The 25,649-nt window shown below is 40.3% G+C and carries 25 protein-coding genes, 1 tRNA gene and 1 other RNA gene; 20 read left to right on the top strand and 7 right to left on the bottom strand.

Features of this window, described 5'->3' with window-relative positions:
• Positions 1-230 precede the first annotated feature (230 nt).
• Entirely contained in the window at positions 231-479 is a 249-nt protein-coding gene (locus I588_RS21805; RefSeq protein ID WP_010756862.1) for a hypothetical protein, read from the top strand.
• Between the two features lie 76 nt (positions 480-555).
• Here the strand turns inward: I588_RS21805 and I588_RS21800 are convergent, their stop codons facing one another.
• Genes I588_RS21800 through I588_RS21790 form a run of 3 tightly spaced genes read right to left on the bottom strand, consistent with a single transcriptional unit; the run spans position 556 to position 3,755 of the window.
• Complete coding sequence (locus I588_RS21800) at positions 556-1,536, bottom strand: tyrosine-type recombinase/integrase (RefSeq protein ID WP_211219390.1); 981 nt, start codon at positions 1,534-1,536, stop codon at positions 556-558.
• A gap of 25 nt (positions 1,537-1,561) precedes the next feature.
• Positions 1,562-2,545 carry a tyrosine-type recombinase/integrase gene (locus tag I588_RS21795; protein WP_010755494.1) on the bottom strand — a complete coding sequence of 328 codons (984 nt, stop codon included), beginning with the start codon at positions 2,543-2,545 and terminating at the stop codon, positions 1,562-1,564.
• The gene (locus I588_RS21790) at positions 2,532-3,755 is read right to left on the bottom strand and encodes a tyrosine-type recombinase/integrase (RefSeq protein ID WP_010755493.1); all 1,224 of its coding nucleotides are present in this window, start codon (positions 3,753-3,755) and stop codon (positions 2,532-2,534) included. The genes I588_RS21795 and I588_RS21790 overlap by 14 nt, the downstream gene beginning before the upstream one ends.
• Positions 3,756-3,922: 167 nt before the next feature.
• On the opposite strand from I588_RS21790, the gene I588_RS21785 reads away from it, so the two are divergent.
• The 11 genes from I588_RS21785 to I588_RS21735 all read left to right on the top strand — a co-directional run bounded on the left by I588_RS21785 (position 3,923) and on the right by I588_RS21735 (position 18,054).
• Positions 3,923-4,546, top strand: a complete 624-nt coding sequence (locus tag I588_RS21785; protein ID WP_010756143.1) for an Rpn family recombination-promoting nuclease/putative transposase — start codon at positions 3,923-3,925, stop codon at positions 4,544-4,546.
• A gap of 550 nt (positions 4,547-5,096) precedes the next feature.
• The gene (locus tag I588_RS21780; protein ID WP_010756144.1) at positions 5,097-8,663 is read left to right on the top strand and encodes a homing endonuclease associated repeat-containing protein; all 3,567 of its coding nucleotides are present in this window, start codon (positions 5,097-5,099) and stop codon (positions 8,661-8,663) included.
• A 253-nt stretch (positions 8,664-8,916) separates the two neighbouring features.
• Positions 8,917-10,344 (top strand): MFS transporter, encoded by a 1,428-nt coding sequence (locus I588_RS21775; RefSeq protein WP_010756145.1) that lies wholly within the window; start codon positions 8,917-8,919, stop codon positions 10,342-10,344.
• 35 nt (positions 10,345-10,379) lie between these two features.
• Positions 10,380-10,826 carry a hypothetical protein gene (locus tag I588_RS21770; protein WP_010756146.1) on the top strand — a complete coding sequence of 149 codons (447 nt, stop codon included), beginning with the start codon at positions 10,380-10,382 and terminating at the stop codon, positions 10,824-10,826.
• A gap of 80 nt (positions 10,827-10,906) precedes the next feature.
• Complete coding sequence (locus I588_RS21765; protein ID WP_010756147.1) at positions 10,907-11,377, top strand: YbaK/EbsC family protein; 471 nt, start codon at positions 10,907-10,909, stop codon at positions 11,375-11,377.
• Positions 11,378-11,498: 121 nt separating this feature from the next.
• The gene (locus tag I588_RS21760; protein ID WP_010756148.1) at positions 11,499-12,830 is read left to right on the top strand and encodes a DRTGG domain-containing protein; all 1,332 of its coding nucleotides are present in this window, start codon (positions 11,499-11,501) and stop codon (positions 12,828-12,830) included.
• A 13-nt stretch (positions 12,831-12,843) separates the two neighbouring features.
• Positions 12,844-13,788: a DHH family phosphoesterase gene (locus tag I588_RS21755; protein WP_010756149.1), complete on the top strand. Its 945-nt coding sequence runs from the start codon at positions 12,844-12,846 to the stop codon at positions 13,786-13,788.
• Positions 13,789-13,987: 199 nt separating this feature from the next.
• A complete protein-coding gene (locus I588_RS21750; RefSeq protein WP_010756150.1) occupies positions 13,988-14,842 on the top strand; it encodes a PRD domain-containing protein in 855 nt (284 codons plus the stop codon).
• A 3-nt stretch (positions 14,843-14,845) separates the two neighbouring features.
• On the top strand, positions 14,846-16,807 hold the full coding sequence (nagE, locus tag I588_RS21745) for an N-acetylglucosamine-specific PTS transporter subunit IIBC (protein WP_010756151.1): 1,962 nt from the start codon (positions 14,846-14,848) through the stop codon (positions 16,805-16,807).
• A 125-nt stretch (positions 16,808-16,932) separates the two neighbouring features.
• A complete protein-coding gene (locus I588_RS21740) occupies positions 16,933-17,262 on the top strand; it encodes a zinc ribbon domain-containing protein YjdM (protein WP_010756152.1) in 330 nt (109 codons plus the stop codon).
• A gap of 84 nt (positions 17,263-17,346) precedes the next feature.
• A complete protein-coding gene (locus I588_RS21735) occupies positions 17,347-18,054 on the top strand; it encodes a zinc metallopeptidase (RefSeq protein WP_010756153.1) in 708 nt (235 codons plus the stop codon).
• Between the two features lie 30 nt (positions 18,055-18,084).
• Here I588_RS21735 and I588_RS21730 read toward each other — a convergent pair whose 3' ends face one another.
• Positions 18,085-18,576, bottom strand: a complete 492-nt coding sequence (locus I588_RS21730) for a GNAT family N-acetyltransferase (RefSeq protein WP_010756154.1) — start codon at positions 18,574-18,576, stop codon at positions 18,085-18,087.
• Between the two features lie 142 nt (positions 18,577-18,718).
• On the opposite strand from I588_RS21730, the gene I588_RS21725 reads away from it, so the two are divergent.
• Positions 18,719-19,057, top strand: a complete 339-nt coding sequence (locus I588_RS21725) for a hypothetical protein (RefSeq protein ID WP_010756155.1) — start codon at positions 18,719-18,721, stop codon at positions 19,055-19,057.
• Between the two features lie 58 nt (positions 19,058-19,115).
• Here I588_RS21725 and I588_RS21720 read toward each other — a convergent pair whose 3' ends face one another.
• Entirely contained in the window at positions 19,116-19,502 is a 387-nt protein-coding gene (locus I588_RS21720; protein ID WP_010756156.1) for a YxeA family protein, read from the bottom strand.
• 139 nt (positions 19,503-19,641) lie between these two features.
• Here I588_RS21720 and tadA point away from each other — a divergent pair, with 139 nt between their 5' ends.
• The 3 genes from tadA to I588_RS27395 all read left to right on the top strand — a co-directional run bounded on the left by tadA (position 19,642) and on the right by I588_RS27395 (position 20,895).
• Positions 19,642-20,154, top strand: coding sequence for a tRNA adenosine(34) deaminase TadA (gene tadA / locus I588_RS21715; protein WP_010756157.1), 513 nt, complete (start codon positions 19,642-19,644; stop codon positions 20,152-20,154).
• 26 nt (positions 20,155-20,180) lie between these two features.
• Positions 20,181-20,267: signal recognition particle sRNA small type (gene ffs, locus I588_RS27040), an RNA gene on the top strand.
• A gap of 121 nt (positions 20,268-20,388) precedes the next feature.
• On the top strand, positions 20,389-20,895 hold the full coding sequence (locus I588_RS27395) for a hypothetical protein (RefSeq protein WP_081632986.1): 507 nt from the start codon (positions 20,389-20,391) through the stop codon (positions 20,893-20,895).
• A 46-nt stretch (positions 20,896-20,941) separates the two neighbouring features.
• Here I588_RS27395 and I588_RS21705 read toward each other — a convergent pair whose 3' ends face one another.
• Positions 20,942-22,072 carry an AI-2E family transporter gene (locus I588_RS21705; RefSeq protein ID WP_010756159.1) on the bottom strand — a complete coding sequence of 377 codons (1,131 nt, stop codon included), beginning with the start codon at positions 22,070-22,072 and terminating at the stop codon, positions 20,942-20,944.
• A gap of 190 nt (positions 22,073-22,262) precedes the next feature.
• Here I588_RS21705 and I588_RS21700 point away from each other — a divergent pair, with 190 nt between their 5' ends.
• The 4 genes from I588_RS21700 (at position 22,263) to I588_RS21685 (ending at position 25,052) form a co-directional block, all read left to right on the top strand.
• Positions 22,263-23,156 carry an SPFH domain-containing protein gene (locus tag I588_RS21700; RefSeq protein ID WP_010756160.1) on the top strand — a complete coding sequence of 298 codons (894 nt, stop codon included), beginning with the start codon at positions 22,263-22,265 and terminating at the stop codon, positions 23,154-23,156.
• The gene (locus tag I588_RS21695; RefSeq protein ID WP_010756161.1) at positions 23,153-23,641 is read left to right on the top strand and encodes an LURP-one-related/scramblase family protein; all 489 of its coding nucleotides are present in this window, start codon (positions 23,153-23,155) and stop codon (positions 23,639-23,641) included. The genes I588_RS21700 and I588_RS21695 overlap by 4 nt, the downstream gene beginning before the upstream one ends.
• A gap of 75 nt (positions 23,642-23,716) precedes the next feature.
• Positions 23,717-24,907, top strand: a complete 1,191-nt coding sequence (locus I588_RS21690) for an AI-2E family transporter (protein WP_010756162.1) — start codon at positions 23,717-23,719, stop codon at positions 24,905-24,907.
• A gap of 61 nt (positions 24,908-24,968) precedes the next feature.
• A tRNA-Leu gene (locus I588_RS21685) sits at positions 24,969-25,052 on the top strand.
• A 95-nt stretch (positions 25,053-25,147) separates the two neighbouring features.
• Here I588_RS21685 and I588_RS21680 read toward each other — a convergent pair.
• Entirely contained in the window at positions 25,148-25,603 is a 456-nt protein-coding gene (locus tag I588_RS21680) for a methylated-DNA--[protein]-cysteine S-methyltransferase (RefSeq protein ID WP_010756163.1), read from the bottom strand.
• Positions 25,604-25,649: the final 46 nt, after the last annotated feature.

Genomic DNA, 25,649 nt, shown 5'->3' with positions numbered 1-25,649 from the left:
AAAAAATAACTACAATCCTTCGAAATGAAACGAATAATCCAGAGTATTCCATCTTTTTTAGACAATTATTGAAAAAGACAGTAAGAAAAAAATTTTTTCCCTTCTTTTGCGTATCTTTTCATGAGCAGTTCGCTAAGAACCGTTCAAAAAAATCTAATGATTTTGATCGCAAAAACTCACCGTGCTATACTTAAGGTGACTCTTTCGCGATCAGCGAAAGGATGGAACACATGCAAAAATATACACCTACGAACGATCTACTTTTCCGCAAAATGCTTACGTCAAAAGATTCTGGTATTATCCTAAAGGCTTTTGTTAAGGATATGCTGGGCAAGGAATTCAAAACACTGACACCCCGAGAAACTTACCACATTGACAGTTACAAGAAGACTCATGACACGATGAAAATTATGCGGACCGAAGTGGATGTATTGGCGGTGGCTGAAGATGGCAGCCAGGTAACCATCGAAATGTTATGAAAAGTAAATAGTTATGTAAAGAACATCAAAATAGTGCCCGTAGATCAACTATCGTGATGCTCTTTACTTTACATAACTAAAGTGAAGTTTTCAACCATTCAACCAATTCTGATTTTTTTTCGTCCGTATACTTTGTATCAGAATGAACTTCTGAATAGTTTTTTTCCAATATCCTTCGCTTTATTTCTGGGTTTACCCTTGCATAAATTTCTGTCGTATTCACTGAGGCATGTCCTAATAAATCTCGGATATAAATCAAATTAACCCCAGCTTCCAACAAATGCATGGCTTTACTATGCCTCAAACTATGGTTGGAAATTTTTTTGAGAAATAAGTGTGGATTCTCCTGTCGAGCTTTTTGGATATTTTTATCCAATATATACTGGACGCCTGCTCGGGTCAATTTCTTATTTACATTATTTCGAAAGACGTATTGTTCTGAAGAAATATTCAGATTTTGATCTTTAAGGTATTCCCTCAGTAAGTCACGGACTTCTAATGAAAAAGGTATTTGACGATATTTAGCGCCTTTTCCAAGAACCTCCACTGAAGGTGGCGAAGAAAAGCGAATATTACATATTTGGGTCTCAATTATCTCTTGAACGCGACAGCCTGTATCATACATAAAGGATAATAACGCCTTTTCTCTGCGCCCCTTTTTAGTAGTATTATCAGGCATAGATAAAAGTATTTTTAACTCTTTTATTGTTAAATATGCTATTTGTTGAGTGATCTTTTTTTTGCTAGGAATGTCTGTTATTCTTTCCCATTGACTCAAAAAGGCAAACTCTTTTCGTTTTAAATAATTCGCAAAACTTTTTAAGCAACCTAAGCGTTGATTTCTTGTATTGATACTATTTCCACGATTTTCTTCTAAATAGTTGAGGAACCTTTCAACGATTGCTTCATTAAAATCTTCTAGCTTTATGTTGTCAGAAGTAATTCTTTCGTGCGTTGCTAAATAGTCAAAAAAGAGCACGAAAGTGTCTCGATAAGATTCAATAGTCTTTTTTGAGCAACCTAAGAATTTAGTTAAATAACTTGAAAAATAATTCATCACATAAAATGAAAAGCCATGCATGTCAATCTTCCTCTCCTTGATAGAACAAGTTACCGATATACTTTTTCACTTTTGTGCTCACATTTTTATGTTGCTGAACGGTTAGTCGTAAATAGTTTTCAGTTTGAGTCAGGTGTTCATGTCCTAAATAAACAGACAATAAAGGAAGTGCGGCATAAAGATCAATTCCTTCTTTTTCTGCCTTTTCAAGCGCATGAATGGCAAACGTATGACGTAAGTCATGAATTCGAGGTAAATTACCGCCCTGTCGATATGGAATGTAAGAGTCTACTAGTAGTTTCCTATATCTACGATATAGAGACCCTATAGAATAATGTTCGTCATAAGAATTCGGGTGATGAAAAATGAATTGGTTAGGTTCTAAGTGGGAACTGTAAGAGGTCATATAGCTTTGTAATTGTGCATGCACACTATCAGATAATGGAATGATTCGACTTATATGATTTTTAGAATCAATGATTTCAATAATCCCTTGATCCACTTTACAATGTTTTTTCCGTAAATGCAGTCCTTCGGAGCGACGCAGACCACAAGAGTAGTACAAAATGAATAATAAGGTAAACGCATCATTTGAATAATCCTTTTGATTGACGATCTTTTTTAGATTATCAAATAGACGGATAATCTCCTCGTGAGTAAAAATGTAAGGGACAAAAGAGCTTTTCAGGTATCTCGGTTCAAATGGATCAATATAAATATTTGGATAACCCATGTCAGTTAATATATGACAAATATCACAGAGTACTTTGATTCGCATGTTATGGTAGACTTTTCCTTCATTGTCAGTTTGTTCGCACCATTTCTCATACATTTCCTGTGTAATAATTGGTTTCGTTGGTTTAAACTGACTGAGAAATTTTGCAATTCGTCTATAAAAACCAACATAGCAGTCGCCATAATCATAACCTATTCCTCGTTTGTATTGAATAACACGCTCAAATGGTTCGTTGTAAGGTTCGGCGAACTTATAATTATAAAAAGACATAAGGCACCTCCAAAGAAAATTCTCTTAATTTGGTTTCGTCAATGGTCAGATATTTCTCTGTCGATCTTATTTGCTTGTGTCCTAGAACATTAGAAATTGCGCTAATTGGAACTGACTCCTGCATCAAATTTGTCGCAAGTGAATGTCTCATGGCATGGGCCCCCGCATGCTTACCAGTAATATCAATTTCTGCTCTTAGAAAGACTCGTTTAACGATAGAAGAAATTCCACCAATAGAAAATTTGTGATAGGGAGCACAGCTAATTAAAAAAATATGATCCAAGTCCTCATTGACCGCTTTTCTGCTGTTCTTAATGTAATCTAACAAGGCAAATTTCATTTCGGGCAATAATGGAAGTGTCAGAGGTTCGCCGCTTTTCTTTTGCCTGATAAAGAAAACATCGTTTTCCCAATCAAGTTGCGCAAACGTCATCTCTAATAAATCAGATGCACGTATTCCAGTATAATAAAGAGTTGTAATAACTGCCATTTCAAGTTTACCTTGAACAGAGTTTATATCGATAACATCAAATGCTTTTCTCATATCTTCTTTACTATAATAAGATAATATAGATAATCTCTGACTAGAATGGATAACTGGAAAGATAGAATACCCAGAAAACGGGCAAATTTGTTTATCAAACATCCAATCAATTGCTTGTCTAAGATTTCCACGATGTAAATCCTTAGTATTTGGAGAGCTTTCTAAACTATTGATGAATTGATGGACAAGTGTAGTAGATAGTTCTCTAAATGAATAGACCCGGTTTTTATCTAAAAAAAGAAGGAATTTTCCCATTGTCCATAACTTATTTTTTTTTGCTTGCTTCTGACAAGTGATTAAATTATCTACGAAATCTTTGTATTCTAAATAAAAATCTAAAAATGCAGTAGGGATATTTGTATAAGCCGTGTTGTGATGTCTTAATAAGTAATTTCCAGTGTGATAAAATTCAAACAGTAAAAGTACGGGGCGGCGAAGAGTAAATTGTAATTGGCAGTTAGGGGCATCTAAATCAAAGTCGAAGGATTCTTTAAAAAAATTTCGAGCTTCATTAGAGTTCACCTTCTGAATATTTCTCTTAACACAGAAAGTTTCAAAAGTATGACCAATCCATAAAAAATGATCCAGTGTATTGTCGGAATATCCATCGCCTTTCATTTTTTTGATAAGTTGATTCATAGTAGGAACAATCTGATCGGTATCCATGTAAAAACCTCCTTTTCTTTTATTTGGATACAAATCAACTGTACCACCATCTTTCATTATGTGAAGAAAAAAAGTGAATAGACATTGACAAATCAACGTCTGTTCACTCAACTTTACATAACTATTTACTTTTCATAACATCTCTTATGTAAAGCTTTGCATAAGAGATGCAGGTACAGCCCCACCAGTTTTTTGAAGAACGTGCCCTGTTTTATTTAGTGAAAGCCTACATTTCTCCATATGGCGATGAGGAAGCCGAAGACTATATCGAAAACAACAACTTTTCTGGATTATGTCCTACCTACGACATTAATATAGTAGATTTTCACTTATTTGATCCAGACGAAGAAGCACTTCAAAGCTTTAGTCTTCGCAATGACAAGAACGCTCGTCTCTATTTAGGAAGGAAGCAGCAACCCTTACTGTCCCTCTGCTTTTTTAGTCTAAAGAACAAAAATGTTGAACCGAACAGTCCCTTGGCTCATTGGCAATATTTTTTCAAAACAGGCGAAGTAACCGAGAATGCACCAGAGTATATCAAAGCAGCAAAGAAACGAATAGATTTTTACCAACTCGATGAGGAGGAAAAGAAAATGATTATGCGAATTGATAAGGCCAAAGCAATAAAGAAAGCCGAAATAGATTATGCACGTAAGGAAGGAAAGATGGAAGAAAAGCTGAAAGTTGCAGCGAACTGCTTAAAATTGGACATGGCACCAGAACAAATTGTTCAAATAACCGGATTAAGTATTGAACAGATTAACGAGTTGAAGGAGAACAAAGCTGACTGATCTTAATCATTGTTGGTGCAAGTTTTTCCGGGTAGATTTACCGAAGGAAAAGCCCAGGAGAGGGATCGGTGTTAAGACCTCTCGTATTTATTAGGCAAGGAACCAGCAAACTTCACTAGTCCTCTATTTTTAGTCTGGAGAACAAGATCATTGCGCAACATCATTCTCTGTTTATACACAAAACAACTTAAGTCTATCTTGAGGCTTAGGTTATTTTGTGTGCTGTTCTCTAATGGTAACTTTATGAATAACCGAGGCCGTCATTAAAATGTTTTCGGGTAATAAAAAATTACATAAAAAAAGAAAAGCAGTGTATTTTTTTGTTTAATCTAACGAATCAATGAAGTATAATTGCTAACGTATCCTTTTTTTAAATAAGTAACGGGGTTTAGAATATATGCAATGGATTTGATGATTCTATACAAAGAAAACCAATTTTTTAATGACTAGAATGAGTTACATACACTTTGAAAAAAAGCAAATGAGCTAAGCCAAGCAACAATTACATATCACTTCAATTCTAGTTCATCGACAACAAGGAGATTGATAAATGGCCACGGATTTAAATAAACGAAAACTAAGCAACGAAGAGCTGATTGCATTAGTAAAGGAACAGGCTGCTAAATTAGGCCGAGCGCCGTTTAAAAAAGAGTTTCCCTATGGAGAGGCAGTACGGTGGAGATTTGGCACGTGGCAGGCTTTTTTGCAAGAGGCTGGTATGGAGCCGCCTTCCCGCAAAGTAGAGTTTAGCGATGAGGAGCTAATCCAAAAGGTTCAGGAACAAGCTGCTGAGTTAGGGCGTGCCCCTTTTAGAAAAGAGTTTGAACTGAGCCATTTCGCTAATCGGCAATTTGGCACCTGGAGAAATTTCATAAAAAGTGCGGGACTGGAGCTGGCGGAAAATCCAAGGAGCAGAAGTACTATTACCAATGAAGAGCTGATTGAATCCATTCACCAGGAGACAGCCAAATTGGGGCGAGTTCCTCTAAGTACTGAGTTCCAGCATGGCCCTTTAGCTAGGCACCGCTTTGGCTCTTGGAAAGAATTTCTGGATCAGGCTGGATTAGAGATGAGTAAGCTCAAAAAGGGTGTAACCAATGAAGAGCTGATTGCGTTAATCCAAAAGGAGGCCGCTGAAAAGGGACGAACCCCTTTAAAGAAAGAATTCCAGTATGGTGGACTAATCACTACTAGATTTGGCAATTGGGGAAACTTTTTGCAGCAGGCTGGTCTGGAAGCAGGCACACTAGCTATGCGCAGAAAAGAGATAAGCAATGAACAGCTTATCGAAATCATCCATGAAAAGGCAAAGGAGCTAGGCCGCACCCCCTATGAGGGCGAATTTGAGTATAAATCGTTGGTAGTAGGCAGATTTGGGACCTGGGGTAATTTCCTATCGGCTGCAAAACTTGAACCATCAAAGCCTAGGTGGCGTAGAATCGATGTAACCAATGAGGAGCTCATTAAATTAGTTCAAGAAAAAGCAGCCGAGTTAGGCCGATCCCCCAAAGCAGCTGGATTTCATTATGGTCATTTAGCCAAAAGCCGCTTTGGCGGTTGGAAAAACTTCTTAAAAAATGCGGGTTTAACCCCTGAAACAACGCGTGCCTATAAGAATGCCATAACGAATGAAGAGTTAATCCAATTGGTTCAGCAGCAAGCCCAAAAGTTAGGTCGAACCCCTGCAAGGACTGAGTTCGAGTATGGGAATCTAGCTAAAAAACGATTTGGTAAGTGGACGACCTTCCAAAAAAGCGCTGGCTTAGAACCGATAAAGCCTGGAAAGCCCGGGCATCCTATAGGAGATGTCAGGAAAATCACCAATGAACAGTTGATGGAATGGGTTAGAGAAGCAGCCGACGAATTGGGCCGGACGCCGCTCATGAGAGAGTTCAAGTATCATGGCTTAGTGGCAAAGCGGTTTGACGGCTGGAAGAATTTCTTGCAGCTTGCTGGACTGGAGCTGTATAAACCGATTCATAACCTCACCAACAGTGAGCTGATCAAGCTTGTCCAGCAACAGGAGATTGACGCGGACCAAGTACCAACAGCCGAAGAATTTAAGTATAGTTCAACGGCTATCCATCGCTTTGGCAGTTGGGAGGAATTTTTAGAAAGCGCGGGTCTCGGACAGCAGAGATACAAGCGAAGCAGAAAAATGATAACCAATAACCAGCTGATTGAAAGAGTGCAAAAGCAAGCTGAGGGGTTAGGGCGAGCTCCGACGGTTAAAGAATTTAAGCATGTCGGAATAGCGGTGAGGCGCTATGGCAGCTGGGGGAACTTTTTGCAAAGAGCGAATCTAAAACCGCAGAGAAGAGGAAATGAGAGAAAGCTTATTAGCAATGAGCAGCTGATTGAAAGGGTGCAAAAACAAGCCAAAGAATTGGGAAGAGCACCAAGGCGTACAGAGTTTAAGCACATTGGGATTGTGCTGATAAGATATGACAGCTGGAATAGCTTTTTGGAAAACGCCGGCCTAACAGTTGTGCGAGACAAGAGACCATTAAGTAATGAAGAGTTGATCCAGCTGGTACAAAAAGAGGCGAAAGAACGGGGAGAAACGCCTTTACGCGGAGAATTTGAATACGCACGTGTTGCAGTAAAAAGATACGGCAATTGGAACAACTTCTTAAAAAGTGCCGGCTTGACCAAACAAAAGCCCAAACCCTATAAAAAAGATATGAGCAATGAAAGACTGATCAGGTTGGTACAACAACGGGCGAAGGAACTAGGAGGAACACCGACACTTAATCAGTTTGAATATAGTAGACTAGCTATAAGTAGGTATCACAGCTGGAGTAATTTTTTGAGAAATGCTGGCTTAATGCCACGGCATTCTAAAGAGTACAAGGAGGCACGTAAGAAAGAGCTAATCGAATTGGTACGAAAACAAGCGAGGGAATTAGGGAAAACGCCAACCCAAAGTGAGTTTAAATATGGAAACAAAGTAAACGGCAGTTTTGGTAGCTGGCGAAGCTTTTTGGCTAGTGCTGGTCTGAAGCCGCGAACAACGAAGAATCCTCAAAGTAATATGAGTAATGAAACGCTGATGGAACTAGTCCAAAAACAGGCAAAGGTGTTCGGTGAGACGCCAACCTATGATGAATTTGAGCATAAACGCCTTGCGATTGAAAGATACGGCGACTGGAAGAGCTTTTTGGCAAGCGCCGGTCTAGAGTATCGAAGCTCCCAAGCTGATGGCAGAAGTAAAAGTAATGAGCGCCTGATTGAGTTAGTCCAAAAACAAGCAGAAGAGTTAGGGAAAAGACCGACCTATAAAGAGTTTGAATATAGATACCTAGCAAAAAAACGCTATGGCAGCTGGAAGAAGTTTTTGGCAAGCGCCGGTTTAGAGTATCGAACCTCCCAAGGATATGTAAGTGGCAAAAGCAATGAGCAGCTGATTGAGTTAGTGCAAAAACAAGCAGAAGAGTTAGGGCGAACGCCGAGGGGTAAAGAGTTTGAATATACCTACCTAGTATCAAAGCGCTACGGCAGCTGGGAAAAATTTTTGACAAGCGCCGGTCTAGAGTATCGTTCCTCCCGAGGATACAGGAGTGGCAAAAGCAACGAACAGCTGATTGAGTTAGTGCAAAAACAAGCAGAAGAATTAGGAAGAACGCCGACGAATAAAGAGTTTGAATATAGCTACCTAGTGACAAAACGCTTTGGCGGCTGGAAGAACTTTTTGGCAAGCGCCGGTCTAGAGTATCAAAAACCTCAAGCTCATAGGAATACCAAAAGTAATGAGCAGCTGATTGAGTTAGTCCAAAAACGAGCAGAAGAGTTAGGGAAAGTGCCGATGTATAAGGAGTTTGAATATAGCTACCTAGCGACAAAACGCTATGGCGGCTGGAAGAGATTTTTGGCAAGCGCTGGTCTAGAGTACCAAAGACCTCAAAAATACACGGAGGGCAAAAGTAACGAGCAGCTGATTGAGTTAGTGCAAAAACAAGCGAAGGAATTAAGGAAAGTCCCAACGTTTGTTGAATTTGAACATAGCTACCTAGCGTCAAAACGCTATGGTAGTTGGAGCAACTTTTTGTCTGCAGCCGGTTTGAGTAGAAAAGATTTTTCATTTAGCAGCTGGCTGAGTAAAGAGTTGAGGTGGTAAGGGCCACGGGATAGTCTATTGATACCGATCGGACTATCTATACCTTTTTAAATCGAATCTTTTATCTCATCTAACGGCTGATCGGCCATGAGATAAAAGATTTTTTTCTTTTTCATTCGTACCTCGCAGAAAGCCTTTCTTTTTTTAAATAGGAAACAGACAGCAGCTTCAATTAGCAGCTGTGGTGACATATTGCTGCTATTTTTTGAGAAAACTTGTTATAATCACAATGATTAGAAAGAAGGATGTTTATATGAGGACTTATCAAGATGATCCATTGGTACAAAAAAATCGCTGGTGGATTCTAGTCTCGGTAGCCTTGTTTGCTTTCATGTCCACGTTGGATTCTAGTATTGTGAACATTGCTTTACCAACTATTTCAAAAGATTTAAATGTACCAATGAATCAGGCGGAATGGGTAGTTTCTATCTATTTAATCGTAGTGTGTGCCTGTCTGCTGTTGTTTGGCAAGATTGGTGACAGCTTCGGCAAGATCAAAGTGTATCGGATCGGTACGATTGTTTTTACAGTCGGTTCATTGCTTTGTGGTTTCAATCATTCGTTGGAATTTCTGTTGTTTGGCCGAGTGGTTCAAGGTATCGGTGCCAGTATGACGATGGCAACCAATTCAGGGATTGCGACAGAAGTATTTCCGATGCAGGAACGTGGTCGAGCGCTGGGTTCCATCGGTGCGTTTGTTTCGCTAGGGTCAATTGCCGGACCAGGAATCGGCGGACTGATCTTGTCGCAGTTTTCTTGGTCATATATTTTCTGGATTAATGTGCCTGTGGGAATCGCCACTATTTTAATCGGCGAAAAATTCCTGCCAAAGGATTTAACTATGTCGAAACGCAAGATCGACTTCTTAGGCTTTGGTGCTTTCGCAGTAACGATTATGAGCTTCTTCGGCAGTATCTTCATCGGTCAGGAAATCGGATATCTGAATGCTTTACCATTAGGGTTGTTTGGCTTAGCATTGATTGCCTTTCTTTATTTCATCTATGTGGAAAAACGGAAAACCGATCCGTTGATTGTTTTCAGTATTTTCAAGAATAAAATGTTTACCATGAGCTTAATCACAGCCGTATTGATTTTTGCCTCGAACTTTTTCGTTAACGTGGTGATGCCTTTTTATTTGCAAAATGCCCGAGGACTTTCGGCTAGCTACTCTGGTCTTTTATTAATGGTATTTCCGTTATTGATGGTCATTGGTTCGCCTATTAGCGGCTATCTGACTGACAAGATTGGTTCACCAATCCTGGTTATTACAGGATTAGGCTTACTTTCGTTAACTCAGATTTTGTATATTTTTATGAATGAAGCTACACCGATTTGGTATTTTGTCATTGCAACGGCCATCATGGGCTTTGGGAACGCACTGTTTCAATCACCCAACAACACAATGGTTATGAGTAGTGTTACCAAAGAAAATTTAGGGGTAGCCGGCAGTATGAATTCCTTTGCTCGTAATTTAGGGATGGTGATCGGGATTGCCTTGGCAACGACGATTCTGTACGGTGGAATGAGTGCCGCCTATGGGCAACGAGTAACCACTTACATTGCTAATCGACCAGATATTTTTGTTTTTGGAATGCGTGTGACCTTTATTGCTTCTTTTGCGTTGTGTTTTGTTGCATTGGTTATTTCCGCGGTTCGATTTAGAAAAAAGAAGAGTAAGTAAGCTTCAGTCAGCTAAGAAAAGGAATGGAGAAAACTATGGGAAATACAGTAAGGGACATCCAAGGCAAATGGTTGATTCAAGCGTCGAATTTTCCCATGTGGCTTTCGGGAAAGCGGCTAAATCCATCCATCACCTATCAAGCGATTCCTAATGAACCTGAGAAACTACTGGACTTGGTTGAATACCAAAAACAAAATGGCAAACAGAAATCCATTGTTGGGATAGATACGATTGTTTCAAAGGGATTTGAATGGCGCGGCAAGGGGCTTTTAAAAGTATTGCGCAGCCATTGGTCGGTGGCTGGTATGAACGAGAAACTACTGGTAATTCGTTTTGAAGCTTCTTTAGTAACACCCGCTGGCGTGGATGTGCTGGTCAGGTCAGGTGAACAGAAAAATACGGATTTAAAGGAAATCCTTGCAAACTCCTTGGAAGAGTTGGGAATAACCGCAGCAGAATTCGATAGTTTGACTTGGCTTTAGAGAGGAGACTCATCCTCAGTCGTTTATTCTTGTAGTATAGAGAACAATATAATCTAAGTTACTTGGAAGGAGGAAGTAAAATGGCGAATCAAGTAGAAGAATACCTAACAGAAAAAGGCATCCCGTTTACTGTCCACGAACTGCCTGTTGAGCAAGCAGATGGAACGGCGGTCTTAGCTGAAGAACCAGTCGACCATGATAAAATTTTCAAAACATTAGTAATGAAGGGAAACAAGACAGGGGTAGTTATCGCAGTGGTGCCGTTAGATGCTCGATTGGATTATAAGAAGGCAGCGAAAGCAACGGGCAACCGCAAGATCGGTTTACCGCCGATGGAATTTGTATTGGAGCATACTGGATATGAGCATGGTGCGAATACACCCATTGGTATTCGGCTGAATCATCCGGATTACTTACTTGTGTTTGATGAGAGTATCCAGGACTATGACAAGGTAATTGTTTCTAGTGGTGAACTTGGCAAGGCTGTTGAACTAGCAGCCAGTGATTTAGTGGAACTGTTACACCCAGAAATTGAAAATTTATTGAAATAAATAATGGGAGTCAGCAGATTAGTTGAAAAACTTGCAGCTGACTTCTTTTTTTTAAAACCTTCTGTTATACTAAAAAAGATAAAACTGTACTAATGAAAAAGGAAAAATAGGAGGGGTAGTTGTGGCAACTAAACATGATTTAATTCTGGAGCACATTGAGAGCTTGCCAGTGGGCGAACGTATCTCAGTACGGAGTATTGCTAAGAATTTGAGCGTTAGTGAAGGGACAGCTTATCGGGCAATCAAGGATGCAGAGAATATCGGCTTGGTTTCGACGATCCAGCGGGTGGGTACCATTCGGATCGAACGCAAACTAAAGAAAAATATTGAACGTTTAACCTTTGGCGAAGTTGTTCGGATTATCGAAGGCGATGTGCTAGGTGGTGCCAACGGATTAGATAAAGATCTAAACAAATTTGTGATTGGTGCGATGACCGAAGAGGCTATGCAGCGCTATATTACACCTGGATCACTATTGATTGTCGGAAATCGTTTAGGTGCTCAACGTCTAGCGTTGAAGGACGGCGCGGCTGTCTTGATTACTGGGGGATTCGATACAGATCCGGAAATTTCTCAATTGGCGGACGAATTAGAATTGCCGGTTTTACGCACAACCTATGACTCCTTTACTGTGGCAACTATGATTAACCGGGCGTTAAGCGACCAATTAATCAAAAAGGATATTATGCAGGTTAGCGACATTTATATGCCGTTGGAAAAAACACAATATTTACAGGCAGGCGAACCGATTTCAACCTACCAAGCATTATCCGAGAAAACGGGACATTCTCGTTTTCCAGTTGTTAATAAAAATATGCGGGTAGTTGGGATTGTGACGGCCAAGGATATTTTAGGCAAAGCAGACAATCAGTTGTTGGATCGAGTGATGACTAGAGACCCCATTGTAGTTAAAACCAATATGAGTGTCGCTTCTGTCAGCCATCGGATGATCTGGGACGGGTTGGAAATGATGCCAGTGGTTAAAGATGATTTAACCCTATTAGGTATGGTTAGCCGTCAAGATGTCATGAAGGCCATGCAGCTGGTTCAGCGTCAGCCCCAGATGTCTAATACGATTTCTGATCAAATCGTTGGTGATATTGTAATGATTGATACGGATCGAGAGGGCAATCCATTAGACTTGCCTAACTTTAAGTTTGAAGTTAGTCCGCAAATGGTGAATAGTGTCGGAACGATTTCTTTTGGCGTATTGAGTGAGCTGTTGGCGAATGTAGCGCAGCGGACCTTGATGATTGACCAACGCCGTAATACCTTAATTGAACAGATGAACCTGCATTATTTACGTTTGATTCAATTAGAAAGTGAAATTGAAATTCGAACTAAGATTTTAGAATTTGGTCGTCGCTCGGCGAAGCTAGATTTGGAAGTCTTTATTGATAATGTCATTGTGGCAAAGGCCTTAGTGGTCTGCCAGGTGATGGAGCGTTCATAGAAAGAGGCATAACATGACAACAATGGAAGAAATTATTGCAGCAATTAAAGAATATGACCGAATCATTATTCATCGGCATAAGCGTCCTGATCCAGATGCGATCGGTTCCCAGGTGGGATTAGCAGAAATCCTGCGTAACAATTTCCCTGAAAAGGAAATTTATCAAGTAGGTGGTTCAGTTGAGGGCTTGGAATTTTTAGCCAGCATGGAGACGATTGAGGATAGTCTGTATCAAGGGGCTTTGGTTATTGTGACAGACACAGCTAATTCCCCTAGAGTCAGTGATGATCGTTTTTCTCTAGGGGATAAATTGATTAAAATTGACCACCATCCCAATGATGATCCCTATGGCGATATCGTTTGGGTCAATACGAATGCCAGCAGCTGTAGTGAGATGATTGCAGATTTAGCTTTTGATCAGAAGCTAAAATTAAATGAAAATGCGGCGCGTCTTTTGTATGGTGGGATTGTCGGAGATACTGGACGTTTCTTGTATCCGGCAACCACTTCTCATACTTTGCGAGTTGCAGCTAAATTGCTTGACCATCACTTTGATGCAACCAAGCTGAATCGCGAAATTGAACAAATTTCCTTGAAGGTGGCCAAACTTTCCGGTTACCTCTATCAGAACCTGGAAGTAGATGAAAATGGTGCGGGACAAGTGGTGCTGAGTCAAGAAATTATGAAAAAATACGATATCGTTGATTCGGAAACTTCTTCGTTAGTTCCTTTACCTGGAGTAATTGATAATGTGATGGCTTGGGGACTATTTGTGGAACAACCTGAAGGCTACTATCGTGTGCGATTGCGTTCAAAAGGACCAGTAATCAATGAATTAGCCAAAAAGCACCACGGCGGAGGACATCCATTAGCCAGCGGGGCAAATGCGTATGATGAGAAAGAGCGTGCAGAAATTTATCGAGAATTACAGCTTTTGTGTGCAGAATTTAAGCGCTAAATTTTTTTAAGAAAGCGGTTGACAAACTGGCCATTGGTCTATACAATTAAATTGTTAACAAATACTGTTTCATGTGACTAGATCATACTAGGCATGGAAGGAATTCACAAGGAAGCGACCTTGTGTTTCTTTCCATGTCTTTTTCTCTGGCCAAGAACTAGTCAAGACAGTAAAAAATTCTGCAGAATGAGGAAGAGTTATGAAAATTAAAAAGATTTTGAATCAAAATGCAGTGTTGGTAGATGATCATGGGGAAGAGAAGGTAGCAATCGGCAAAGGGGTAGGCTTCAGCAAGCAAAAGAACGATTTGATTTTTGCAAAAGACATTGAGCATTTGTTCGTGATGGAACCGGAAGGACAGCAAAAGCTACAGAACTTATTAAACCAAATTGATGAAAAATATTTTTTTGCGGCAGAGCACATTATTGATCACGCAGAAACCGTTCTAATGGAAAAGCTGAATGAACATATTTTTGTTGCTTTGACTGATCATATTGCTTTTGCGGCGCAAAATATCACCAACGGCATTGTCATTCGCAACAAGCTGTTAAGTGAGATTGAAGTCCTGTATAATGAAGAATTTGCTATCGCCCAGTGGGCAGTCGATTATCTGAATCGTACGCTAAATATTCCTTACGGTTATGACGAAGCCGGTTATATCGCTATCCATATTCACAGCGCTCGTATGGGGAAAAGTAATAATTACTCTAGTATTCGCGAAGTAACGATTATTTCAGAGGTTATCAACATCATTGCCCAAGAGGTGGGTGTTGATATCTATTCAAAAGAGATGGCTTTGGACTATTCTCGTTTAGCAAATCATTTGCGCTTATTGCTGCAGCGGTACCAGAATCAGCGGTATGCTTCTTTAGACTTAGATATTATCGAGATGGTTCGCAGCAAGTATACGGAGAGCTACCAAGTTGCTAAAAAGATTCGCGTCTTTTTAATGAAAAATTATCAGCTGGCAATCACTACAGAGGAGCTAGGGTATTTAGCGATACACGTAGAACGATTGCGGGGAGCAAAAAATCAACGTAAAGGGGAAGATTAAAGAATGAAAGCTTATATGCAGCGAATGGGTCGTTCATTGATGTTACCGGTGGCTACCTTACCAGTAGCAGCACTATTTATGGGAGTTGGGTATTGGATTGATCCTAGCGGTTGGGGCGGCAATAACTTATTGGCAGCCTTCTTAATTAAAGCCGGTGGTACAATTTTAGATAATTTGGGTATTTTGTTCGCAGTTGGGTTAGCCTTGGGGATGTCTAAGGATAAGGATGGTGCTTCAGCTTTAGCTGGATTAGTGGCATTCTTGACACCAATGACATTAGTAAATAGTGATGCAGTTGCTATGTTTAAGAAAATTGCAGTAGAAGACGTAGACATTGCCTTTGGTGCAATTAACTTTAAAAATGTCTTTGTTGGAATTTTAGCTGGTCTGATTGCTGCGGCTATGTACAATCGCTTTAGCAGTGTGAAGTTGCCAATGGCACTCTCCTTCTTTAGTGGGAAACGACTGGTTCCGATCGTTACAGCAGGAATGATGGCGGTTGTTTCAGCTGCTCTAATTTTTGTTTGGCCACCGGTTTATACCACATTGGTAACCTTTGGTGAGTTCATTTCTGGTTTAGGGCCGATAGGTGCAGGATTATATGGACTATTTAACCGTTTACTGATTCCGACAGGCTTGCACCATGCCTTAAACAATGTATTTTGGTTTAACTTGGCGGGAATTGATGACATTGGTAAGTTCTGGGCTAGTGAAGGTGTCAAGGGTGTTACAGGTATGTACCAAGCCGGCTTCTTCCCAGTAATGATGTTTGGATTGCCAGCTGGTGCGTTAGCTATTTACCAATGTGCACGTCCAGAAAAGAAAAAGGTTACTGCTTCTTTAATGGTGGCAGCTGCATTCGCTTCTTTCTTTACAGGGGTAACTGAACCTTTAGAGTTCTCATTCATGTTTGTTGCGTGGCCTTTATACGTGGTACATGCAATTTTAACAGGGATTTCAATGTTTATTGCGGCTACTTTCCAATGGACAGCCGGCTTCAATTTTAGTGCTGGTTTGATTGACTTCGTTTTAAGCTTGCGTGTGCCAATTGCTAATAAACCTTACATGTTGATCCTATTAGGATTAGTAATGGCTGTTGTTTACTATGTGACTTTCCGTTTCGTAATTACTAAATTCAACTTAATGACTCCAGGACGTGAAGAGGGCGATGGCGAAGAAACACCAGATATTGATACTACTGGAGACAGCAAGCATGCAGTGATGGCGCAAAGAATTTATGATGCGTTAGGTGGAGCTGCTAACGTGATGACAATTGATAACTGTACCACTCGTCTTCGTTTACAATTGCAGGATACTGGTGCCGCTGATCAAAGCAAAATTAAAGCAACTGGTGTTCCTGGCTTGAAGGTCATTGATGATAAAAATATTCAAGTTATTGTTGGAACAGAAGTACAATTTGTAGCTGATGAAATGAATCGTCTGCATCATGGTGCTGCTGGAACAGCAAATGCCGCTGTCGAGACAGCAGCTGTAGAACCCGTGTCGAAGAATCAAGAATTATTTGCAGTAGCGAATGGTAAGCTAGTACCGATTACTGAAGTTTCTGATGATGTCTTCTCAGAAAAAATGATGGGTGACGGCTATGCGATTTTACCAGTATCTGGCGAAATCTTTTCTCCAGTGGCTGGAACGATCTCTAGTGTCTTCCCGACAAAACACGCGGTAGGAATTACTACACCTACAGGAGTGGAAGTATTGCTTCATATGGGACTAGACACTGTAGATCTTGGTGGAGCACCATTTACTGTTTATGTGACGGCTGGTCAACAGGTGGGCCGGGGTCAAATGATTGCTCAGGCAGATTTAGCAGCGATCAAAGCGGCTGGAAAGAAAACCGACATGATTGTTGCCTTTACCAATGGCGATAAAGTAGAGCAGTTAACGGTTGAGACATCTAAAGAAGTAAGTGCTAACGATATTATTGGCGAATTAGTTAGTAAATAGATAAGAGACAGCTTCCTTTCGGGGAGGCTGTCTTTTTCATTGAATAGGAAGAAAATAAGAGAGCCCCTTTTCAAAGGGCGCTTTTTTCGCTAAAATAAGGCATCAAACAAAAAAGGAGACAAGACATGTCATTACCAAATTGCCCAATGTGCCAATCAGAATATACTTACGAGGACCGCAGCATGTTTGTGTGCCCGGAATGTGGACATGAATGGAATGAAGACGCATCAGCTGAAGAAGGATTAGTTGTGAAGGACAGCAACGGCAATCTTCTTCAAGATGGCGACAGTGTAACTGTAATCAAGGATTTGAAGGTTAAAGGGGCTTCTAACCCGATCAAGCAAGGAACCAAGGTTAAAAATATTCGTTTAGTTGAAGGCGATCATGATATCGACTGCAAAGTCGACGGCTTTGGTCCGATGAAGCTGAAATCAGAATTTGTTAAAAAGCTCTAGAGAGTTTCTTAGGGCGGGCTTCACACTTTTTTCAAGGCTTTCTGTTACACTTATAATAGAAAGATTAAGATAGGGGAAATGTATATGTACGGCTATGGATTTGGATTTTTCGATCCGACCTTCTTTTTAGTTATCCTCGGATTGGTAATTAGTGGTGCCGCTTCAGCCTATGTCAACTCCACATTTCGTAAATATGATGAAATGCGCAGTCGCGATGGATTGACGGGAACTCGAGCTGCCCAGTATATTTTACAGAGTCAAGGAATCAACAATGTAGGTGTACAACAAATCGCAGGGAATCTAACGGATAATTACAATAGTGGAGATAAGATGCTAAGCTTGTCGGAAGCTACTGCACAATCTACTTCTGTTGCCGCAATTGGTGTTGCTGCCCATGAATGTGGTCACGCAGTGCAAGATGCGAAGGGGTACGCACCATTGAGAATTCGGCATGCGATTGTGCCAGTTGCCAATTTTGGTTCAACTATTGCGTTTCCGCTTATTATGATTGGTGTATTCATGAGTTGGAATTCTACACTGATTAATATCGGAATAGCAGCCTTCTCACTAGCGTTGGTTTTCCAGCTGGTTACTTTGCCAGTGGAATTTGATGCTTCTCGTCGAGCACTAGCAATTCTGCGAGATGGCAACATGCTGGAGCCAGATGAATTGCAAGCCGCTCGTAAAGTACTGACGGCCGCAGCGTTGACTTACGTGGCAGCTGCCTTAGCAACCTTCTTACAATTGTTGCGATTGATCCTCCTGTTTGGCGGCAATCGGAACCGAAATTAAGCAAAAGCTGTAAGCATTCAATTAGGATGTTTACAGCTTTTTTGCGGCTTTCATTAATAAAAAGGCTTTGAAATTGCTAAAGTTATTGTGTTGTGGAGCCTGGTAGACACCGATAGTGTGGAATCCTCTGTGAGCATAGAATTTTTTTGCTGAAGTGTTCCGATCACTTACGTAGAGATACAGGGTCTCTCCCAGCTGCTCCACGGAGGCAAGAAGTGCTTGAGCGATACCTTGTCTTCGGAAATTTGGATCAACAAACAGCTGTTGGATCAAAAGACCTTTCAATGGTTGTGGTTCGAATAAATTGTTTGTTGCTAGTTTTTCCAGCAGCCCATCCTCAGCAATTAACAGAAAGCCGATAATTTGATCGTTTAAACTAGCGAGGTAGACTTTTTTTGAAAGGTCGAAGGCTTCGTGATCGATAATTCCTTCTCCATCAGCTGTTGATAAGTGTTTTAATCCATATTGCTTAGCTTGTTGGAATTTTGGATGAGACGCAGAGTATTCATTAATGATCATCATAACTGTTCCTTTTTCTACTCAGTATAGCAAGCTGAAAAGGAATTAACTACTCGTGTAATCAAAATAAAAAGAGAGAGTTCTTATTATTGTTCATCTTTAGAGTGTGGTATGATTAATGTAGCAAATAAAGGAGCTGATACCCATGAAAAGAGCAACGAAAATTAAGATCGGTGTAAGTGTCATTGCGGTAGCTAGCGTTGCCACAGCAGTGATTGCCTCTGGCAAAATTTTGGACAAGGCCCGTCATGTATCGAATCGCCATAAAGTGAAAAAATTTGTGAGTGATAAGTTTGACGGTAATGAGAAAGTAATGGACATCGTCGACAAATTGTCTGATGATGACTTAGACAACCTGATGAACATTCTTGGTAAGATCAAAGATGGCAAGAAACGTGTTTCTGTATACGGTGATTCCATCAAAGAAACCACGGATGATTTAAAAGATAAGATTATGGGCTTTGTTGAGAACGTAATGGATTAATAGAAAAATGCCTGTTACCAGCGAAAAATCTGGCAACAGGCGTTTTTTACGTTTGGATTTATCTTAACTGCTCACGAGCCTTTGCTGGAACTTGAGCGGGCAACACTTCGCGCCAGCTTTGAACATTTTGACCTTTGGTGACAACTTCCAGGTAGCGACCAGAAGTCATGTGTTTATCAAATTCATGGCAGCTTATCTTTCGAGCTTGCCCGTGATTATCATAGCTGGTTGTAATATAGACCGTTTTTTCTTTAGCGGTACTTAGAAGAATCGCCTCAGAGCTGTTGGCAGTTCTAATATAGACCGTCTCCTCTTTAACTAAAGGATTGAGCCGATCGGCAACAGCAGCCCAGCGATGAATGCAGTCCTTGCTTAGGTAGGGTTCAACCAGTAGGAAGCCCATAAGAAATAAAGCCAAAACAATTACATATTTATATTTTCTCATGATACCCTCCTTGTTGAACGAATCTACTATTATCATACAACCAAGGAGAATTTTTAAAATCAGTCATAAGTCTGAATATCCTAAAATTTTTACTGACTTTTGTCTAAAATATGCTAAAGTTAAACACGAGGTGAAGTACGTGGAACGAATCAGTTCATTTACTGAAGAAGAAAAAAATTATTATATGCAGGAAGCGATCAAAGAAGCGAAGAAGGCGGAGGCAGTTGCTGAAGTGCCAATTGGAGCAATCATTGTCCACAATAAGGAAATTATTGGTCGGGGGCATAATTTACGGGAGCACAGCCAAGATGCCACTAGTCACGCTGAAATGTTCGCGATCCGTAAGGCCTGTAAAGGTTTGGATAGCTGGCGCTTAGAGGAATGCCAACTGTTTGTCACGCTGGAGCCTTGTCCGATGTGCAGTGGAGCGATGATCTTATCTCGGGTAGAGGAAGTTTATTTTGGCGCGTATGATCCCAAGGGGGGAACGGCAGGCACCTTAATGAATTTGCTGACTGATGAGAGGTTTAATCATCGCGCTTATGTAGAGGGCGGTATTTTAGAGGAAACCTGTGGGAACTTACTCACTAATTTCTTCCAGCAATTAAGAGAAAAGAAAAAACAAATGAAAAAGACTAGCCAAGACGACTAGAATTTGTTATACTATTTTTTGCCGAAAGGCTAGGACAATGTCGGGCTTGTGAATTGTGTCAGGTCTGGAAGGAAGCAGCACTAAGCAGGATCCGGCATGTGTCTGAAATTAAATAGACAACCATTCAACAGGCTGAGGCCTGTTTTTTTTTTCGAAAAAGATTGCTTTCCCTACTTTCCTTATACTATTATGAAATTAAGAGTAATAGCAGCAAAAAATGAAGGGGCGACGGATATGATGAAAAAAGCAACGCCTAAAAAGAAAACTTGGTCGGGAAGACATCCGCGTTTAAGTATAGCAGCAGGGATCGCATTGATAATTTTAGGGATCGCAGTTTCTGACAGTGACTTGCTAAATTCCTCTAACTCAATAGCTTCGAATGATTATGCCGATGAAGCATATCTTGAAGAAGAGGAAGCATTAGACTATATTTATGAAGTGAAGAACTGGGACCGCAGTATCTATGAAGACATTCAAGTAGCAACTACCAACGTAGAGTATGATGAGGAAGAGGATATCTCAACTGAAACGTATTCTCATGGCGGCTCTTATGAAGAGCTGGTGGACATTGTTGGACCACCGACAAGGACCTATACTCACAAGGGCGACGAAACCAGACCAACGGTTGTTGATGCGGACTGGGAAAAGGATTTAGAGGATGGCGGCTATATTTCCGTTACTATTCGTTATGAAAAAGATTCTGGACAAATTATTTCAAAAGACTGTTATGGCAGTTTCTAAATACAGAAAACCCATGAAATCTAATTGGATTTCATGGGCTTTTTGTTTATTGTAACGTATTCGAAGAACTCGTATCGTCTTTTAAGAGTTGACTTTCCCGACGAATGTGGTAAATCTTATGAATATTAATAATTAAGGTTTTGATTACCGCATAGACTGGAATGCAAATCAGCATGCCAATGATTCCAGCGACACTTCCGGCACCAATTAATACTAAGATGATGGTCAGTGGGTGAATATTCAAGGATTTACCAAACAGCAATGGTTTGATTAAGTTCCCATCTAGCTGCTGAATGACTAGAATAGAAAGCCCCATGTACAACGCCTGCAAAGGTGAGATAAAAAATCCTACAATCACCGCTGGCACAGCCCCGATAAATGGTCCAACATAAGGAATAATATTGGTGACTCCACAGAAAATCGCCAGCAATAAGCTATACGGCTGTTTAAAAATAGTCATGGCAATAAAGCTCAAAATTCCGATAATAAACGCATCCAACACGGTACTGCTGATGTAAGCAGACAGTGTTTCGTTTAGCTCCCGTACAGTTTGACGCAGTTCTTTGCGAATCGTTAACGGGAAAAATTGTGAGATTGCATCAAGAAATTTGTGTCCATCCTTAAACATAAAGATCAAAATGAAGGGAACCGTAAACAGCAGCACGAAAAATTGCATAGCGACACTGACAATTCGCGACAGACTGGAGGTCACGCTAACGATTGCCAAATTAATCAGATTGTTAATGGTGAGATTAGCCGAAGCCAGCTGCTCTTCCAAATTAAAGTTTCTAAATTCGTCTCTCTGAGCCAGCTCAGTTAACCATTTTCCAGTTTCTTCAGCGTACAACGGCAAGTTCTGTGTTAACTGAACCGTTTGCTCAATTAATTGGGGAATCACGTTCATTGCTGTTAAAACAATAATAATCGCAATGATCACAAAAGAAATTAGAAAGCCGAAGACCCGGGGAACACCGCGTTTTTCCAGAAATACGACGATGGGATCAAACATGTAATAAAGAAATCCGGCAACCAGCAAGGGCAATACCACTGCTGAAAGCATGCCTAAAATGGGTTCAAAAATATTAGGCATTTGCAAAATAAAGTAAATTCCGATAATCGTTAAGACGATTTCGGCTGTCCAGAAGAACAACTTCGACTGTTTGAAACGTGAGAGCATAGTAGCCTCCTTCTATATGATGGCTTCATCTTATCATTTATTCTGCAATGAAAAAATCTTTTTTTAAGAAATTAAAGAAAAAGTTTGGGAAGCTTTCCACATTCTTTTCAAAAAATAAGCTACTGGTTATTTTATTGAATCTGCTTAATCATAGGAGTACACTGTAGGAAATAAGTTGGAGGTGTTGGCAGTGAAAGAGAAAAAGGCCTTCCATGTAAACGGATATGCCGCTTTATTGGTGTTAGTTTTAATTATGATTGCAGGTGTTTGGTTTGTTTATCAAGGAAGTACAACTAATCGAGTGGGATTAATTATTTTAGCCGTAATTTTATGGGGGATTTCCTTCTTGTTCATTAGTTCGTTGACTATTGTTAGTCCCAATCAGGCTAAAGCGGTTTTGTTTTTTGGAAAATATGTTGGAACGATCAAGGAAAATGGTCTGTTTGTGACAACTCCTTTGACACAAAAAATCAAAGTGTCTATGAAGGTACGCAACTTTAACAGCTCGCTGTTGAAAGTGAATGATTCAGACGGGAATCCGATTGAAATTTCGGCAGTTGTGGTATACAAGGTTGTTGATACTGCCAAAGCACTGTTTGATGTGGATTACTATTTAGATTTTGTCGAGATTCAAAGTGAGACAGCGATTCGTCACATTGCTTCACAGTATCCTTATGATACCTTTAATGAGGATGACCTGACTTTACGGGGGAATACTACCAAGGTTTCTGAGGAATTAGCCAAGGAATTACAGGAACGTTTGGCAATTGCTGGTGTCGAAGTGATTGAAACCCGATTGAACCATTTGGCTTATGCAACAGAAATTGCCAATGCAATGCTGCAGCGTCAACAGGCTCGTGCGATTCTTTCAGCTCGCCAAACGATTGTTGAAGGAGCCGTGACTATGACTCAAATGGCTCTTGAACAAATTGAGGATGGGCAGGATATCCAATTTACCGATGATCGAAAGGTTCAATTAATCAATAATCTGCTGGTTTCAATTATTACCGACAAAGGTACTCAGCCAGTTATTAATACTGGTGACATGAGTGACAATTCCAAGACAGGAGGCAGCAAATCATGAAAAAGCTTTATATTAAGCAAAAGGTATTCAGTATTGGTGAAAAGTTTACAGTGATGGATGAACAGGAGAACCCGCGCTACTATGTGGAAGGAAGCTTTCTGAAAATTCCTAAAACCTTTCGAATTGAGGATGAACAAGGACGAGAAATCAGCAAAATCACAAAAAAGACGATTAACTTACTGCCAAAATTCTTTGTAGAAATTGACGGTCAGGAAATGATCGAAATTGCTAAACATCTGACTTTTTTGAAGGCACATTATTCGATTGAAGCAGAAGGAATGTCGGTACAGGGCAACTGGTGGGACATGGATTTCATTGTGGAAAAAGATGGACGACGAATTGCTGATATTAATAAGCGCTGGATTTCCTGGGGCGATACCTATGAGGTTACCATTTTGGATGAGGCTTACGAGCATTTAATTATTTCACTAGTGATTGCCATTGATCGTGTGAAAGAGGATGAACGTTCGGCTAATAACAACTAAAGGTCTGCTACAGGCCTTTTTTTTGTGGGATAGTGATTGTTTCGTTACAATAAAAGAAAAAGGATTTGATAAAAAATGGAACGACCTTCGACAAAGACGACCCGCTGGATCCAATTTATCGGTGGCCGCAACTTGATTTTTACTTTAATTGCCGGTGTACTGGTAGGAGCATTAATCTTTATTTTCTACTTGGTGCGCTTCATTTTTGAACCAATAGGAATTATTTTGGGAACCTTATTTGCGCCGGTGTTACTTGCTTTGATCTTTTACTACTTATTAGACCCCATTGTTAATTACTTTGAGGGAAAAGGGGTTAAGCGAATTTATACGATTGTTGGAATTGGCCTAGTGCTGATTCTACTGATGATTGCTTTTGGGATTTGGGCTGTTCCTAAGCTCTATAGCCAGACCTTTAGCTTAATTACTGATTTTCCGCAGCATGTCGATAACTTCAACAATACTGTTCAAAACTTTGTTGCTGGAACGATTGTTGAAGAGCCGGTTCAAGATGTTTTTGGCTCTTTAGAGGATGTAGTTGGACAGGTTATTAATGTCTTATCGGATTCATTAGGAGATATTCAACAATTTGTGGGCAATATTTTTTCTACAGTTAGCGGTTTTTTTGTGATCTTGCTGACGGCCCCAATTATTGCGTTTTTCTTATTAAAGGATGTTAAAAAGTTCAAGCACTACTTTTTGAAGCTGCTGCCACCAAAATTTAGGGACGATGCCAACGAGCTTGGAGGAATTCTGGATATTCAAGTCGGCAACTATTTAAAAGGACAGTTTATTGTCGCTCTGGCAAATGGTGTGATTGTCTTTGTTGGTTTCCTAATTATTGGTATGCCTTATGCCTTGCCCTTGTCATTGTTAGTGACGATTACGTCGTTCATCCCTTACATTGGACCGTTCATCGCCTTTATTCCTTGTGCGGTGATTGCCTTGTTGGAGTCCTTCCAAATGCTGCTGGCTTTAATTGTTGTCTGGATTGTGGAGCAAGTGCTAAATGGGAATGTCATTGAACCAAAAGTATTAGGGGAACAGCTGCGGGTTCATCCGGTGACGATTGTATTGGTCTTATTAGTTATGGGGAATCTGTTTGGGCTGTTCGGATTAGTTTTTGGAGTACCGACATATGCAGTCATCAAAGCTTTCGGCGTCTTCCTGTTTCGCAAGTTCAAACAACGCTATAATCGCTATTATGGCAAGGACGATGGCGAATATGAAGATACTGAATTTTCGCAGGAGGAATATATTAACGACTAATTTTGATATTTAGAATAAAAATCATTGCAAAATTCCAAGCTTTGTTTTACTCTAGATTCATGCGGTCGTGGCGGAATTGGCAGACGCGCTAGCTTCAGGCGCTAGTGGTAGCAATATCGTGGAAGTTCGAGTCTTCTCGGCCGCATTACGCAGTATCCAGAAAAAACGAATTACGATTAGCATCAGCTCTATTCATCCTAGCTTGGATGAGGGCTATACTAATGTAATTCGTTTTTTATTTTAATTTAGTTCGATTGTCAATAGCTGCTGCTTAATCGCCAAGCCTTCTGCACTTGAGCCGGAATAGCCAGTAAGCTGACCGCTTTTACCAATCACTCGATGACAAGGAATAATAATGGGCAAGGGATTTTTTCGATTGGCCTGTCCAATTGCCCGAACCGCTTTTGGTCGCTGGATTTGTTCCGCAATGTCTTGGTAACAGCAGGTCTTGCCGTACGGAATTTGTGCAAGGGCTTGCCAAACTTCTTGTTGGAATGCAGTGCCATAAGTAAATTCATAAGGTACAGTGAAGATTGTCAGCTGGCCCTCGAGAAACAGCAAGATTTCTTCTTTTGCTTGTTTAAGTATATCTTGATTTGCGATCTTTGATTCAGAAATCTCGGTGTAGGAAACAGCAGTCAATGCCTGTTCATTAGCATCCAACCACAAAGTGCCTAAAGAAGTTTCAAATTTCATGGATTTAATGCCTCCCATTCAATAAATAGATTACGGTTATGGTACT

This window comes from Enterococcus pallens ATCC BAA-351 (genome assembly GCF_000407485.1).
In the GTDB taxonomy this organism is placed as follows: domain Bacteria; phylum Bacillota; class Bacilli; order Lactobacillales; family Enterococcaceae; genus Enterococcus_A; species Enterococcus_A pallens.
The sequence above is the reverse complement of the archived record's forward strand: the minus strand, read 5'-3'. Positions and strand labels throughout refer to the sequence as shown.

Coding starts and splice junctions, on each gene's coding strand:
- I588_RS21705 (WP_010756159.1), bottom strand. CDS start 22,072: ATGCTCTCACGTTTCAAACAGTCGAAGTTGTTCTTCTGGACAGCCGAA.
- I588_RS21800 (WP_211219390.1), bottom strand. CDS start 1,536: ATGAATTATTTTTCAAGTTATTTAACTAAATTCTTAGGTTGCTCAAAA.
- I588_RS21755 (WP_010756149.1), top strand. CDS start 12,844: ATGACAACAATGGAAGAAATTATTGCAGCAATTAAAGAATATGACCGA.
- I588_RS21735 (WP_010756153.1), top strand. CDS start 17,347: ATGTACGGCTATGGATTTGGATTTTTCGATCCGACCTTCTTTTTAGTT.
- I588_RS21765 (WP_010756147.1), top strand. CDS start 10,907: ATGGCGAATCAAGTAGAAGAATACCTAACAGAAAAAGGCATCCCGTTT.
- I588_RS21720 (WP_010756156.1), bottom strand. CDS start 19,502: ATGAGAAAATATAAATATGTAATTGTTTTGGCTTTATTTCTTATGGGC.
- I588_RS21725 (WP_010756155.1), top strand. CDS start 18,719: ATGAAAAGAGCAACGAAAATTAAGATCGGTGTAAGTGTCATTGCGGTA.
- I588_RS21690 (WP_010756162.1), top strand. CDS start 23,717: ATGGAACGACCTTCGACAAAGACGACCCGCTGGATCCAATTTATCGGT.
- I588_RS21750 (WP_010756150.1), top strand. CDS start 13,988: ATGAAAATTAAAAAGATTTTGAATCAAAATGCAGTGTTGGTAGATGAT.
- I588_RS21795 (WP_010755494.1), bottom strand. CDS start 2,545: ATGTCTTTTTATAATTATAAGTTCGCCGAACCTTACAACGAACCATTT.
- nagE (WP_010756151.1), top strand. CDS start 14,846: ATGAAAGCTTATATGCAGCGAATGGGTCGTTCATTGATGTTACCGGTG.
- I588_RS21770 (WP_010756146.1), top strand. CDS start 10,380: ATGGGAAATACAGTAAGGGACATCCAAGGCAAATGGTTGATTCAAGCG.
- I588_RS21780 (WP_010756144.1), top strand. CDS start 5,097: ATGGCCACGGATTTAAATAAACGAAAACTAAGCAACGAAGAGCTGATT.
- I588_RS21775 (WP_010756145.1), top strand. CDS start 8,917: ATGAGGACTTATCAAGATGATCCATTGGTACAAAAAAATCGCTGGTGG.
- I588_RS21790 (WP_010755493.1), bottom strand. CDS start 3,755: ATGGATACCGATCAGATTGTTCCTACTATGAATCAACTTATCAAAAAA.
- I588_RS21785 (WP_010756143.1), top strand. CDS start 3,923: ATGCAGGTACAGCCCCACCAGTTTTTTGAAGAACGTGCCCTGTTTTAT.
- I588_RS21740 (WP_010756152.1), top strand. CDS start 16,933: ATGTCATTACCAAATTGCCCAATGTGCCAATCAGAATATACTTACGAG.
- I588_RS21680 (WP_010756163.1), bottom strand. CDS start 25,603: ATGAAATTTGAAACTTCTTTAGGCACTTTGTGGTTGGATGCTAATGAA.
- I588_RS27395 (WP_081632986.1), top strand. CDS start 20,389: ATGATGAAAAAAGCAACGCCTAAAAAGAAAACTTGGTCGGGAAGACAT.
- I588_RS21695 (WP_010756161.1), top strand. CDS start 23,153: ATGAAAAAGCTTTATATTAAGCAAAAGGTATTCAGTATTGGTGAAAAG.
- I588_RS21730 (WP_010756154.1), bottom strand. CDS start 18,576: ATGATGATCATTAATGAATACTCTGCGTCTCATCCAAAATTCCAACAA.
- I588_RS21805 (WP_010756862.1), top strand. CDS start 231: ATGCAAAAATATACACCTACGAACGATCTACTTTTCCGCAAAATGCTT.